This is a genomic window from Streptomyces sp. NPDC042336 (assembly GCF_055581985.1).
In genome coordinates this window covers 157,624-170,620 of sequence record NZ_JBVJEA010000009.1, presented here as the reverse complement: position 1 = coordinate 170,620, position 12,997 = coordinate 157,624, and the positions used below count along the sequence as shown (strand labels likewise).

The window sequence follows — 12,997 nt, the reverse complement described above, 5'->3', positions numbered from 1 at the left end:
CGGATCTCCGTACCGCCCCTTCCTGCCGTCATGGGCTCACTTCACGGCCAGCAGCAGGGTGTCCGACGGCGAGCACCACACCGGCCGGGCCTCGCCGAAGCCCTTCTCGCGCAGCACGCGCGCGTGCCAGGCCGCCGAGGGCATCTCGCCGTCGGCGTGCTCCCCGTAGATCTCGAAGCGGCGGGCGGTGGGCCCGGCGAGTGCCGGGTCCTTGGCGGCGAGCTGCCACCACTCGGCCCAGTCCAGGGCGCCCTCGCCCTTGGCGGCGTCCATCCGCGCGTGCCGCTGCGCGCGCTCGGCCGCGTTGATCCTGGGCGTCGTGTCGTCGATCATGTGGTCCGCGTTCATGAAGACACCACCGTCGCGGACCAGCCCCGCGACCCGCCCGTAGAGATCCGCGAGGGGTTCGGCGTGGAACCAGTGCAGGGCCGTAGCGGTCAGCACGGCGTCGTAGGCGTCGTACGGCAGCTTCGACGGCCAGTCGGGGTCCTTGAGGTCGGCGGTGACGAAGGAGACCCGCTGGTCGCCCGCGAAGGTGCCCTCGGCGATGGTGAGGAGCGCGGGATCGAGGTCCACGCCGGTGCTGGTGGCGTCCGGGAACCGGTCGAGCAGCCGGGCCGTGATGGTGCCGGTGCCGCAGGCCAGGTCCAGGACGCGCGGCGCGGGGCCGACGAGCGCCTCGACCATGTCGAGCATGATCCGGAACCGTTCCTCGCGGTCCGGCATGTACCACTCCTGCTGCCGGTCCCAGCTCCGCTGCCAGGCCTGCCAGTCGGCACCCGCCGCGGTCGTCGCGGTGGCGGTCGTCGTGGTCGTGGTCGTCGTGGTGGTGTCCGCGTTCGTCATCGAGCCCCTCCGTGCTGCGTCGCGTAATACCCTGGAAGCACGGTCAGCTGTTACCTGACCGCAGGCACGACCCTAGAGCCCCTTCGTAAGGACTACAAGTGGAACTGGCCTATTACTCGGATTACGCCGTTCGTCTCGTCAACACCGAGGAACCGTCGCGGGGGCAGGACTCCCTGACCTCGGTGGAGGCCGTCCGTGAGCTGTTCGGCGCCAACCAGTCGGCGGCCCGGCGCGCGTCCGACGCCGACGTGACCCGGTTCCGTTCGGTTCGGGGGCGGCTGCGCGCGGTCTTCGAGGCGGCCGACGGCGGCGACGAGACCCTCGCGGTGGACCTGCTGAACTCACTGCTCCTGGAGTTCCCGGTGAGCCCGCAGATCTCCGGCCACGACCACCGTGCTGAGGACGGCAGCCCGCTGTGGCACATGCACCTGGCGGACCACCCCTCCAACGCGACCGCCGGTTTCGCGGCCATCGCGGCGATGGGACTGGCCTTCCACCTCACCGAGTACGGCGTGGACCGGCTGGGCCTGTGCGAGGCGGCCCCCTGCCGCAACGCCTACCTGGACACCTCCACCAACCGCTCCCGGCGCTACTGCTCCGACCGCTGCGCCACCCGCGCCAACGTGGCGGCCTACCGCGCCCGCAAGCGCCTGGAGGCGGACCGGTCGGCCAGCACCGGCCTGACCGCCGACAGCGCCCAGCGGACCACGGCGAGCGGCGAACGCTGACCCGGCCGCGGCGGCCGGTACCGGAACCGGACCCTGCCCAGCACGAGGTCCTGCGGGACCACCCCGTAGTCGGTACTGTCCCCGCCCGCGAACGCGTTGTCCCCGAGCACCCACCAGCCGGCCCCGCGCCGCTCGGCCGCCCGCTTGACGACGAGCAGGTCCTGCTGGAAGGGATGCCGCAGTACGACCACGTCCCCCGGCCGGACCCGCGCCCCCCAATGCACGAGCAGCACGTCACCGTGGTGCAGCGTGGGCACCATCGACGGCCCGGTCACCTCGGCCGGCCCGAAGGGCAGCGCTCCTCTCGCGCGCTCGGTCTCCTGCGACAGTTGCTCCGGCATCACCCGGCACCTCCCCGGTCTTTCCTCCACCAGTCTCAGTCTCACCCCGGACTTTTGTCCTAAGCCCACGGGGGCACTCGCGAAATCGGGCCTCCCAGGGAGTAATGTCCCCCCTGAGAAGACGATCACGAGGAAGGAACGCTTCATGCTTTCCCGCCTGTTTGCCCCCAAGGTCACGGTCAGCGCCCACTGCGACCTGCCCTGCGGCGTGTACGACCCGGCCCAGGCCCGCATCGAGGCGGAGTCGGTGAAGGCCGTCCAGGAGAAGATGGCCGGCAACGACGACCCGCACTTCCAGACGCGCGCCACGGTCATCAAGGAGCAGCGCGCCGAGCTGGCGAAGCACCACGTCTCCGTGCTGTGGAGCGACTACTTCAAGCCCCCGCACTTCGAGAAGTACCCGGAGCTGCACCAGCTGGTCAACGACACCCTCAAGGCCCTGTCGGCCGCCAAGGGCTCGAAGGACCCGGCGACCGGTCAGAAGGCCCTGGACTACATCGCCCAGATCGACAAGATCTTCTGGGAGACCAAGAAGGCCTGACGAACGTCAGCATCCCCGGGGCCGGCGATCGGTGCACCATCGCAGGCCGCCAGGACAGCCCGAAGGGGCCCGGCCGTCATCACGGCCGGTCCCCTTCGGCATTGCCGGGGCAAGGGACCGGGTGCCGCTGCCCCCAGGCCCGGGTAAGGGCGGGCGGCGGCTCAGCGCTTTCGGTGGTACGTGCGCACCACGACGCCGTTGCCGAAGGTCCGCACCGAGTCCGGCACGAACTCGGCGACCTCGAAACCGGAGGCGAACATCGGCATGCCGGTGCCGAGCACCACCGGGTAGGTCTTGACGACCAGTTCGTCGACCTCGTCGACCAGCTCGCCGGCGACGGCCGATCCGCCGCACAGGTAGATGTCGAAGGCACTGTCCTCCGCCTTCAGCTCCCTGACCCTGCCGACCAGATCCGCCGAGACGATCTCGACGTTCGGATCGGGCGACTCGGTGAGCGTGCGCGAGGCGACGTACTCGCGCAGATGCGCGTACGGGCTGGTGACGCCCTCCTTGAGGGCAAGGTCGTAGCTGGCCCTCCCCTGGACGACCGTGTCGAACCGCTTGTTCCGCAGGTCGTCGAGACCGAGCGCCCGACGGCCCTGGGTGGCCATCGTCTCCGGATACTCCGCCTTCAGGAACTCGAGGAACTCCTCGTCGACGAACGGGAACATGAACGACGCATCGCCGTCCGGACCGCCGATGAAGCCGTCGATCGAGCAGGCGATGAAGTACGTGAGTTTGCGCAAACCGTTCTCCCCTTTGCCTTGACCACTACGGTCACAGTACTCCATGCGTAGTTGTCAGGGGAGCGGATTATGAGGTTACCGAGTCCGCGGCTCGCGCCACATCGGCCACATCCGGGGGCCGTCCGGGAGGTCCAGAGCCCGGCCGGTGAACTCGAAGCCGAGGCGCTCGTACAGCACCTTGCCGCGGGCACTGCTCGCCTCCAGGTAGGCGGGCAGTCCCTCGCGGTCCAAGCGGTCGAGGACGCTCTCGATCAGCGCGGTGCCCAGCCCCTCGCCCTGCCGCCCGGGGACCACGCCGATCATCCAGAGGTACTCGTGGGCCCGCCCGGTGGGGTGGATGGCGTCCGTGAGCCGGGCTATCAGCTCCACGCGCGCGTTCTCCGGGTCGACGGCCTCGCGGACCTGTGCGGGACCGTCCTCGGCGCCCTCGCCGATCCGGTCGTCCGGCTCGGCGCCCGCGTGCCCGTCCGCCGGGACGGGCAACCACAGCGCGCAGGCGGCGCCGTCCTCGGTGAGGTCGATGCGCCCGTCGGCGAAGACGGCGTCGGCGAACGCGGCCATGAGCCGGTGGTGCGTCCGGCGCCGGTACTCCTCGCCGGGAAAGACCCAACTGCTCACCGGGTCGTCCTGGAAGGCCTCGTCCAGCAACCGGACGACCAGATCCCGGTCGTCCTCCCCCGCCGTCCGGATCACCACACCCATGCCTCGCCCCTCCGACTCGACACCGACGACTCGATGCCGCGGCCTCGGTGCCGCTGACTCAACGTCGCTCGTCTGTACGGCGGTTGAGCCTAGCCGGTGGGTACGTGGGGGGTGGGTGGGTCACTGCGTCCCGCTTGCGCGGGAGGAAGGGGGCGGGCCCCGCACACCGTGGGGAAGTGCGGGACCCGCCGGACCGGAGCCGTCGGCGGTGCGGCCGTACGTCGGTCAGGTGCCGTACGGCCCTGCACAGGCTCCGGGGTCTTGCGTGGCGGCGCTCAGGTGCTGCGCCGGGTCACGAACTCGGCCAGCGCGAGCAGGCCGCCCGCCGCCTCCGGCTCGGGCACGGCACGGGCCAACTCCTGCATGGCCCGCGCCATCCGGTCGGCCGCCTGGGCCTGCGCCCAGTCCCGGCCGCCGGCCCGCTCCACGGCCAGGGCGGTGCGCTCCAGGTCCTCCTTGTCCTTGTCGTACGGCACCGCGTACAGCTCGGCCAGTTCGGCGGCGGCCGGGGTGCCGGAGGTCAGGGCGGCGACCACCGGCAGTGACTTCTTGCGGGCGGCCAGGTCCGCACCGGCAGGCTTGCCGGTGTGGCGTGGGTCGCCCCATATGCCGATGACGTCGTCGATGAGCTGGAAGGCAAGCCCGGCCTCACGGCCGAACGCGTCCAGGGCCTCGACGTCCTCCCTGGCCGCACCCGCGTACAGCGCGCCGAGGGCGCAGGCGCAGCCCAGCAGCGCGCCCGTCTTGGCCTCGGCCATGGCGAGCGTCTCGTCGAGCGTGACCTCGCCCGGCGGGCGCCGCTCCATGGCCGTGTCCGCGTGCTGGCCCTCGCACAGCTCCATGACGCAGTCGGCGAGCCGGGTGGCCGCCGCCGCGGACGCCGGGTGCGGGTCCGCGGCCAGCAGCCGCAGGGCGAGCGCCTGAAGCGCGTCCCCGGCCAGGATCGCGTCGGCGTCGCCGAACACGGTCCACGCGGTCGGCCGGTGACGCCGGGTGGCGTCCCGGTCCATCACGTCGTCGTGCAGCAGGGTGAAGTTGTGGATCAGCTCCACCGCCGCGGCGGCACGGCCGGCAGTCGCGCGGGCCGCCGGTCCGCCGAGCGCGCTCGCCGCGGTGAGGACGAGCGCGGGGCGGATCGCCTTGCCCGCGTTGCCCGCCGCGGGTGTGCCGTCCGCGTGCTGCCAGCCGAAGTGGTAGAGCGCGATGCGGCGCATCGACTCGGGCAGCGATGCGATGGCGGACCGCAGTTCGGGGTCGACCGAGGCCCGTGACTCACTCAGGAGTACAGCTGCCTCGTGCCCTTCGGCCACCGCCTGTCCCGGCCCGTCGGACAACTCCCCCGGCTCCTTCTCGCGCTGTGTGCCGATGGGACCGTGCCTTTCCGGCGTTCCGGTGGGACGGCGCGTCGCGGTGGCGCCGCGCCGGGTCTCCGTCATGGACTCACCTTCCCCCTGGGCCCGTCCGTACCTCGGGGGTGTACCCGCCCGGGAGGGCGGGAACACGGCGTTCGGGACGGTGGCGTCACCGCCAGCGGCCGATCTCGACGTTCTCCAGGACGCCGAGCGCGTCCGGTACCAGCACCGCGGCCGAGTAGTAGGCCGTGACCAGGTACTTGATGATGGCCTGCTCATTGATGCCCATGAAGCGCACCGACAGACTCGGCTCGATCTCGTCCGGGATGCCGGTGGCCCGCAGACCGATGACTCCCTGGTCCTGCTCGCCGGTACGCATCGCGATGATCGACGACGTACGGGCCTCGGTGACCGGGATCTTGTTGCACGGGTAGATGGGCACACCGCGCCAGGTCGGGATGCGGTTCCCGGCGACGTCGATCGTCTCGGGGACGAGACCGCGCTTGTTGAGCTCGCGGCCGATGGCGGCGATGGCGCGCGGGTGCGCGAGGAGCAGCTTGGTGCCGCGCCGGCGGCTCAGCAGTTCGTCGAGGTCATCCGGACCGGGCACGCCGTCGTGCGGCTGGATGCGCTGGTCGTACTCGCAGTTGTGCAGCAGGCCGAACTCGCGGTTGTTGATGAGTTCGTGCTCCTGGCGCTCTTTCAGCGCTTCGACCGTCAGCCTGATCTGCTGCTCGGTCTGGTTCATCGGCTGGTTGTACAGGTCGGCCACGCGCGAGTGGATGCGCAGCACGGTCTGGGCGACGCTCAGTTCGTACTCACGGGGCCGGGCCTCGTAGTCGACGAAGGTGTGCGGGATGTCCGGCTCCCCGCTGTGGCCGGCCGAGAGGTCGATCTCCTTCTCACCGTGCTTGTTGGTGCGCTGCTCCGGGATCGAGCGCCGCTGCTCCAGGTGCTCGCGCAGGGAGTCCGCCCGCTCCGCGACCTGCTCCACCTCCTGGCGGGGCAGTACCAGCACCGTGCAGGCGGTGACCGTGCGGGCGGTGAACTCCCAGATGGCGTCCCCGTCCAGGAGCGCCTGGTCGCCGAAGTAGGCGCCGTCTGCGAGGACGCCGAGGACCGCGTCGTCGCCGTAGGGACCGGTGCCGATCTTCTCGATCTTGCCGTGCGCCAGCAGGTACACCTCGTCGGCCCGGCCGCCGAACGAGGCGATGACCTCGCCGGGGCCGAACTCCCGCTGCTCACAGCGCTGCGCGAGTTCCGACAGGACCTCGTCGTCCTCGTACGACCGCAGGGCCGGCAGCTCGCCCAGCTCCGCGGGGATGACCTCGACGCGGTCGCCGGTCTTCACGAACGTCACGCGACCGTCGCCGACGGCGAAGGTCAGGCGCCGGTTGACCCGGTACGTGCCGCCCTGGATGTCCACCCAGGGGAGCGAGCGCAGCAGCCAGCGCGAGCTGATCTCCTGCATCTGAGGAACGGACTTGGTCGTGGTGGCCAGGTTCCGCGCGGCCGCCGTGCCGAGGCTCTGCTGCGGCCTGGTCTGCTCGGTGCGGACCTCTTCGCCTACCGACATAAGGTATTGCCCTCCCGGTCATGCCGGACGGCTACGCCCGGCATCGATGTGCGTGCACCAGCCTTCCTCACGGAGCGTGCCGGTGCTATTACACGAAAGAGCGGGAATGGATCACTCACGTGCGGGGCAGACATGGGGGCTTGTTCGGCGTCTCGGCGACTTGCCCGGCTCCGTCTCGGCCCTGTTCGTCGCCACTGGCCGGGACGAGATTGTCCGAAACGATTCGCACACGCTCCGGGCAAGTAATAGGAAGCGCTCCGTTTCGGTACAAGCTCCGTACGAGGCGGTCGCGTCGGGCGGTCGTCGCGCAGCGTGAAGGAGCCGGCCGTGGCCTCACCCATGTCCGCGAGCAGTTTCCTCAAGGCACTGAAGGCGGAGGGCCTCACCGTCGTCGAGGTCGGCGACTGGCGCGACCACAACCGCAACCACAAGGGCGCCTGGGGCCCCGTGCACGGTGTGATGATCCACCACACGGTCACCAGGGGCAGCGCGCGGACGGTGGACATCTGCCGCAAGGGGCACGAGAGTCTGCCCGGCCCCCTGTGCCACGGGGTCGTCACCAAGGACGGCAAGGTCCACCTCGTCGGGTACGGCAGGGCCAACCACGCCGGTCTCGGCGACGACGACGTCCTGCGCGCGGTGATCGCGGAGAAGGCCCTGCCCCGGGACAACGAGGCGAACACCGACGGCAACCGGCACTTCTACGGCTTCGAGTGCGAGAACCTCGGCGACGGCGACGACCCCTGGCCGGCGGTGCAGCTGGATGCCATCGAGCGGGCCGCCGCGGCCGTGTGCCGCTACCACGGCTGGAACGAGCGGTCCGTCATCGGTCACCTGGAGTGGCAGCCGGGGAAGGTGGACCCGCGCGGGTTCACGATGGCGTCGATGCGGGAGCGGATCCGGGACCGGCTCAAGTGACCCGGGGCCGGCCGGAGTGACCCGGGGCCGGCCGAAGCGAGGTGTCCGCCGCGCGGCGGCGCGACAATGGCGGGGTGACCGGCACCGACACCCGCGACCTCGCCGCCCTGCGGCCCCGTCTGCCCTCTCCGCTGCACGAGGTGGCCGACGCACGGTTCGAGCGGCACGGTGTCCGGTTGCTGCTCAAGCGGGACGATCTGATCCACCCCGAGCTGGTCGGCAACAAATGGCGCAAGCTGGCACCGGTTCTCGCCACGGCGGGCGGCCGTGCCCTCGTCACGTTCGGCGGCGCCTACTCCAACCACCTGCGGGCCGCGGCCGCCGCGGGCCGTCTGCTCGGTCTGCCCACGGTGGGCGTGGTCCGCGGGCAGGAACTGGCCGGCCGGCCGCTCAACCCGTCGCTGGCCAGGTGTGCCGCCGACGGGATGCGGCTGCACTTCGTCGACCGCTCGACGTACCGGCGCAAGTCCGAACCGGAGACCCTGGCGGCTCTCCTGCGTGCGGTGGACGCGGAGGACGCCCTCGTCGTCCCCGAGGGCGGCAGCAACGCGGAGGCGGTCCGCGGCTGCCGCGCCCTGGGCGAGGAACTGGGCGAACACGCCGACGTGTCCGCCATCGCCTGCGGCACCGGCGGCACCCTCGCCGGACTGGCCGCCGGGCTTCCCCGGGGGCGGCGGGCCCTCGGCGTACCCGTGCTCAGGGGCGGCTTCCTGGAGGGCGACATACGGCGGCTCCAGGACCGCGCGTTCGGCGGGCCGCGCGGTGCCTGGAGGCTGGACGACCGCTTCCACCACGGCGGCTACGCCCGCACGACGCCCGAGCTGGACGCCTTCTCCGAGGACTTCGAACACCGCCACGGCCTCCCCGTGGAGCGCGTCTACGTCGCCAAGATGCTGTACGCCCTGCTCGCCCTCACCGAGGAGGGCGCCTTCCCGCGCGGAACGACCCTGGCCGCGGTCGTCACCGGCCGCCCCTTCTCCTGAGCGGGACGGGGCCACCGCCCCGACGCGCCCGCGCACGTGCGTCGCTCACGTGGTCTCGCGGTACGCGGCGGCCTCCTCAAGGTCCAGCCGGCGCAGCAGTGTCCGGAGCATCTCGTCGTCGATGTAGCGGCCGTCCCGCAGCCGGACGAAGACCTCGCGCTCGGCGCCGATCATCTCCCGGGAGAGCCGCCGGTAGGTGTCGTCGACGGTCTCGCCGGTGATGGGGTTGACCTGGCCGAGCCGTTCCCAGACGGCGTTGCGGCGGCGCTCCAGGACCGTGCGGAGGCGGTCGGCGAGCGGACCCGGCAGGGCGTTGCGCTCGTCGGCCAGGAGGTCGTCCAGGCGCCGTTCCGCGGCCCGCGAGGCCTGTGCCTGCGCGTTGGCCTCCGCCAGGGTCTCGGCCTGCACGTCGTGCGGGGGGAACTTCAGCAGCCGGATCAGCGGCGGCAGGCTGACACCCTGCACGACCAGCGTGCCGATGACGGTCGTGAAGGTGAGGAACAGGATGAGGTTGCGCTCGGGAAAGGGCTCGCCGCCGTGCACCGTGAGCGGGACGGAGAAGGCGATGGCCAGGGAGACCACGCCCCGCATCCCGGCCCAGCCGATGACGAACGGCCCTTTCCAGGAGAGGTCGCCCTCGCGCGCGCGTACGCGTGCCGACAGCCGGGGCAGGAAGGTCGCCGGGTACACCCATGCGAACCTCGCCACGGCGACCACCAGGAAGACGGCGAGGGCGTACCAGGCGGCGTCGATCCCCTCGTACTCCCCCAAGCCCTTGAGGACGACGGGCAGCTGGAGTCCGATGAGGGCGAACACGGCCGACTCCAGGACGAAGGCGACCATCTTCCACACCGCCTCCTCCTGGAGCCGGGTGGCGAAGTCGACCTCCCACGCGCGGTGCCCGAGGTAGAGCGCGACGACGACCACCGCGAGCACCCCCGAGGCGTGCACCTGCTCGGCGACCGCGTAGGCGACGAACGGGATCAGCAGGGAGAGCGCGTTCTGCAGCAGCGCCTCCTTCAGGTGGGTGCGCAGCCAGTGCAGCGGCACCATCAGGACCAGTCCGACGCCGACGCCGCCCACCGCCGCGATCAGGAACTCGCCGATTCCCCCGGCCCAGGTCGCGCCCTCGCCGACGGCCGCCGCGAGCGCCACCTTGAAGGCGGTGATGGCGGTGGCGTCATTCACCAGGGACTCGCCCTGGAGGATCGTGGTGATCCGGGAGGGCAGCCCCACGCGGCGGGCGACCGCCGTGGCCGCGACGGCGTCCGGGGGCGCCACCACCGCGCCGAGCACCAGGGCCGCGGTCAGCGGCAGGCCCGGCACGATGAGGTAGGCGGCGCAGCCGACGACGAAGGTGGCGAACAGGACGTAGCCCACGGACAGCAGCGCCACGGGCCGCGCCTGCGCCCTCAGGTCCAGGTACGAGCTGTCGGTGGCCGCCGTGTGCAGCAGCGGGGGCAGGAGCAGGGGCAGGACGATGTGCGGGTCGAGGGTGTAGTCGGGCACGCCGGGCACATAACTCACCGCCAGGCCCGCCGCGACCAGCAGCAGCGGCACCGGCACCGGCACACGCCGTCCCGCCGCGGCGATCGCGGCGCTGCCCGCCACCAGCAACAGCAGCGGCATCACGTCCATCGTCCTCGCCCGCCCTCGTAATCCGCGCGGTCTTCCGCACACCCGTCGTAACCTGGCAATCATGAAACAGTGCACGCACGCCGACGCGCTGCCGCACCCGGAACCCGAGCCGTGCGGCGAGACCTGTCCGGAGTGCCTGGCCGAGGGCACGGACCCGGTGCAGCTGAGGCTGTGCCTCATCTGCGGCCATGTCGGCTGCTGCGACTCCTCGCCGAAGCAGCACGCGACGGCGCATTACAAGGAGACCGGTCACCCGGTGATGCGGACCTTCGAGCCCGGGGAGAGCTGGCGCTGGTGCTTCGTCGATCACGTCCTCGTATGACCTCTGTCCGGGACGGTTCGACCGTCTGACGCCTGGGTACGTCAACCCGGCGCACGCTCTTCCGATTTGAGCCCGCCAACCCTCTAGCCACTGTGCGTGTTCACGTGTTTACTATGAGTGACAGCATGGGGTTGGGGTCTCGGGGACAGGAAACTTCGGAGCGCGATAACGTCACCGCTGAACCACGTATCGCGTTATCCCGAGGGGCGTTCCTCGGCCCTGTAACGCTTGTACCACCTTGGAGGTGAGGGTGTCCCAGATCGCAGGCGAGCCCGCGACCCAGGACTTCGTCGAAGTCCGGCTGCCGGCCGCGGGTGCCTACCTGTCGGTGCTGCGTACGGCGACGGCCGGCCTCGCAGCTCGTTTGGACTTCACCCTCGACGAGATCGAGGACCTGCGCATCGCAGTCGACGAGGCCTGCGCGATCCTGCTGCAGCAGGCCGTGCCCGGCTCGGTGCTCAGTTGTGTCTTCCGCCTCGTCGACGACTCGCTCGAAGTCACCGTCTCGGCGCCGACCACGGACGGCCACGCCCCCTCCCGGGACACGTTCGCCTGGACGGTGCTCTCCGCCCTCGCGGGCAAGGTCTCCTCCGCTGTGGACGAGGACAAAACCGTTTCGATCAGCCTCTACAAACAGCGCGGCGCGGGACCCGGGCCGACGTGAGGGACGGGGACGGGCCGGTGCGGGACGAAGAGCGCGGTACACGGGAGCTGCCGGCCGAGGGCACACGTTCTCCGAACGAGGCGCGACGCACGGCGGACGGCATCGACGGCATCCCCGAGCAGGCCCGGCCGCATCCGGAGGACGAGACCTCGCCCGAGGCCGTCGTTCCGGGCGACGGGCAGCGGACCGGGGAGACCCCCGTCCGGCCCGTCCGAGCGGAGGCAAGGGCTCGGGAAAGGGCAACGGGCGGGACGATGAGCGAGCACGAGCGACACTCCGAGGGCCACACGCCGGGCGCACGGGGCGCGCAGGGCACACGGCACGACCCGCAGGACCGCAGCGGCGCGCGCCTCCTGTTCGCCGAGCTGCGCACGCTGACGAAGGACAGTCCGGAGTACGCGGAGCTGCGCAATCGGCTGGTCCGCATGCATCTGCCGCTGGTCGAGCACCTCGCACGCCGCTTCCGCAACCGCGGCGAGCCCCTGGACGACCTCACCCAGGTCGCCACCATCGGGCTGATCAAGTCGGTGGACCGCTTCGACCCCGACCGCGGGGTGGAGTTCTCCACCTACGCGACCCCGACGGTCGTCGGCGAGATCAAGCGGCACTTCCGGGACAAGGGCTGGGCGGTGCGTGTCCCGCGCCGGCTCCAGGAGCTGAGGCTGGCCCTGACGACGGCCACGGCGGAACTCTCCCAGCTGCACGGCCGCTCGCCGACGGTCCACGAGCTGGCCGAGAAGCTGGCGATCTCGGAGGAGGAGGTCCTGGAGGGCCTGGAGTCGGCCAACGCGTACTCCACGCTGTCGCTGGACGTCCCGGACACCGACGACGAGTCCCCGGCGGTCGCCGACACCCTCGGCGCCGAGGACGAGGCCCTCGAAGGCGTCGAGTACCGGGAGTCGCTCAAGCCACTCCTCGAAGACCTGCCCCCGCGCGAGAAGCGCATCCTGCTCCTGCGCTTCTTCGGCAACATGACCCAGTCCCAGATCGCGCAAGAGGTCGGGATCTCGCAGATGCACGTCTCCCGCCTGCTGGCCCGCACGCTGGCACAGCTGCGGGAGAAGCTGCTGGTCGAGGAGTAGCCGCCGGGTCGCGTACCGCTGGGGCGCCGTCATCGGGCGCCCCGGAGCTACTTCCCGGCGCTCCCGGGCCCCCGGATGCCCAGGGCCTGGGTGGTGGTGGGATTGACGAGCAGCACCAGCGCTGCGACGGCCACGACCCCGAGCACGACGCCCGCCGGGACGGCCAGGCTGTCGGCCCGCGCCATGTTGTAGGCGACGGGCAGCGCCATGATCTGCGTGATCACGGCGGGCCCCCGGCTCCAGCCCTTCCGGCCGATCAGTCCGCGGGCGGCGAGCAGCGGCAGCAGGGCCAGGACGATCAGGGTGACGCCGCCGGTGACGGCCGAGGTCCGGTCGTCGGGATGCCCGGTGAGGCCCTCGACGAGCATCCAGACACCGCCGGCGACGAGCGCCAGCCCCTCCAGCGCGGCGAGGGCGGCCGCGGCGGTCAGCCGGCCGGGGCGGGGGCCGGCCTCTTCGGTGGCCGCGGAGGTGGGGGTGGGGGTCTGCTCACTGCTCACCCCTGAAGGGTAGCCCTCGGGGTGTGCGCGCCCGCCCGGGTGTCGGGCGTATCACGCG

General features: G+C 71.5%; 15 protein-coding genes. 7 read left to right on the top strand and 8 right to left on the bottom strand.

The window, feature by feature from the left end:
• Nucleotides 1–36: 36 nt before the first annotated feature.
• Nucleotides 37–846, bottom strand: coding sequence for a class I SAM-dependent methyltransferase (locus tag ACZ6IM_RS21000; protein ID WP_052840745.1), 810 nt, complete (start codon nt 844–846; stop codon nt 37–39).
• Nucleotides 847–944: 98 nt separating this feature from the next.
• Here ACZ6IM_RS21000 and ACZ6IM_RS20995 point away from each other — a divergent pair, with 98 nt between their 5' ends.
• On the top strand, nt 945–1,574 hold the full coding sequence (locus ACZ6IM_RS20995) for a CGNR zinc finger domain-containing protein (RefSeq protein ID WP_052840746.1): 630 nt from the start codon (nt 945–947) through the stop codon (nt 1,572–1,574).
• Here ACZ6IM_RS20995 and sodX read toward each other — a convergent pair.
• Nucleotides 1,478–1,915, bottom strand: a complete 438-nt coding sequence (sodX, locus tag ACZ6IM_RS20990) for a nickel-type superoxide dismutase maturation protease (protein ID WP_052840747.1) — start codon at nt 1,913–1,915, stop codon at nt 1,478–1,480. The two genes, ACZ6IM_RS20995 and sodX, sit on opposite strands and share 97 nt — an antisense overlap.
• A gap of 145 nt (nt 1,916–2,060) precedes the next feature.
• On the opposite strand from sodX, the gene sodN reads away from it, so the two are divergent.
• The gene (gene sodN, locus ACZ6IM_RS20985; RefSeq protein ID WP_003973716.1) at nt 2,061–2,456 is read left to right on the top strand and encodes a superoxide dismutase, Ni; all 396 of its coding nucleotides are present in this window, start codon (nt 2,061–2,063) and stop codon (nt 2,454–2,456) included.
• Between the two features lie 161 nt (nt 2,457–2,617).
• On the opposite strand, the gene ACZ6IM_RS20980 is transcribed toward sodN, so the two are convergent.
• From ACZ6IM_RS20980 to ACZ6IM_RS20965, 4 genes are all read right to left on the bottom strand, one after another.
• A complete protein-coding gene (locus ACZ6IM_RS20980) occupies nt 2,618–3,202 on the bottom strand; it encodes a dihydrofolate reductase family protein (protein ID WP_052840748.1) in 585 nt (194 codons plus the stop codon).
• A 75-nt stretch (nt 3,203–3,277) separates the two neighbouring features.
• Complete coding sequence (locus ACZ6IM_RS20975) at nt 3,278–3,904, bottom strand: GNAT family N-acetyltransferase (protein WP_052840749.1); 627 nt, start codon at nt 3,902–3,904, stop codon at nt 3,278–3,280.
• A gap of 275 nt (nt 3,905–4,179) precedes the next feature.
• Nucleotides 4,180–5,340 (bottom strand): family 2 encapsulin nanocompartment cargo protein polyprenyl transferase, encoded by a 1,161-nt coding sequence (locus ACZ6IM_RS20970; RefSeq protein ID WP_052840750.1) that lies wholly within the window; start codon nt 5,338–5,340, stop codon nt 4,180–4,182.
• Nucleotides 5,341–5,425: 85 nt separating this feature from the next.
• Entirely contained in the window at nt 5,426–6,832 is a 1,407-nt protein-coding gene (locus tag ACZ6IM_RS20965) for a family 2B encapsulin nanocompartment shell protein (protein ID WP_052840751.1), read from the bottom strand.
• Between the two features lie 339 nt (nt 6,833–7,171).
• On the opposite strand from ACZ6IM_RS20965, the gene ACZ6IM_RS20960 reads away from it, so the two are divergent.
• Together ACZ6IM_RS20960 and ACZ6IM_RS20955 are read left to right on the top strand one after the other, a co-directional pair.
• On the top strand, nt 7,172–7,750 hold the full coding sequence (locus ACZ6IM_RS20960) for an N-acetylmuramoyl-L-alanine amidase (protein WP_469558286.1): 579 nt from the start codon (nt 7,172–7,174) through the stop codon (nt 7,748–7,750).
• Nucleotides 7,751–7,824: 74 nt separating this feature from the next.
• Nucleotides 7,825–8,733: a 1-aminocyclopropane-1-carboxylate deaminase/D-cysteine desulfhydrase gene (locus tag ACZ6IM_RS20955; RefSeq protein WP_469558116.1), complete on the top strand. Its 909-nt coding sequence runs from the start codon at nt 7,825–7,827 to the stop codon at nt 8,731–8,733.
• Nucleotides 8,734–8,778: 45 nt separating this feature from the next.
• On the opposite strand, the gene ACZ6IM_RS20950 is transcribed toward ACZ6IM_RS20955, so the two are convergent.
• Nucleotides 8,779–10,371 (bottom strand): Na+/H+ antiporter, encoded by a 1,593-nt coding sequence (locus tag ACZ6IM_RS20950; protein ID WP_469558113.1) that lies wholly within the window; start codon nt 10,369–10,371, stop codon nt 8,779–8,781.
• 61 nt (nt 10,372–10,432) lie between these two features.
• On the opposite strand from ACZ6IM_RS20950, the gene ACZ6IM_RS20945 reads away from it, so the two are divergent.
• From ACZ6IM_RS20945 to ACZ6IM_RS20935, 3 genes are all read left to right on the top strand, one after another.
• Entirely contained in the window at nt 10,433–10,693 is a 261-nt protein-coding gene (locus ACZ6IM_RS20945; protein WP_052840754.1) for a UBP-type zinc finger domain-containing protein, read from the top strand.
• 250 nt (nt 10,694–10,943) lie between these two features.
• Nucleotides 10,944–11,357, top strand: a complete 414-nt coding sequence (locus tag ACZ6IM_RS20940) for an ATP-binding protein (RefSeq protein WP_003973726.1) — start codon at nt 10,944–10,946, stop codon at nt 11,355–11,357.
• A 17-nt stretch (nt 11,358–11,374) separates the two neighbouring features.
• Complete coding sequence (locus ACZ6IM_RS20935) at nt 11,375–12,439, top strand: RNA polymerase sigma factor SigF (RefSeq protein WP_469558108.1); 1,065 nt, start codon at nt 11,375–11,377, stop codon at nt 12,437–12,439.
• Between the two features lie 47 nt (nt 12,440–12,486).
• Here the strand turns inward: ACZ6IM_RS20935 and ACZ6IM_RS20930 are convergent, their stop codons facing one another.
• Nucleotides 12,487–12,939, bottom strand: a complete 453-nt coding sequence (locus ACZ6IM_RS20930) for a hypothetical protein (protein WP_052840756.1) — start codon at nt 12,937–12,939, stop codon at nt 12,487–12,489.
• Between the last annotated feature and the right edge of the window lie 58 nt (nt 12,940–12,997).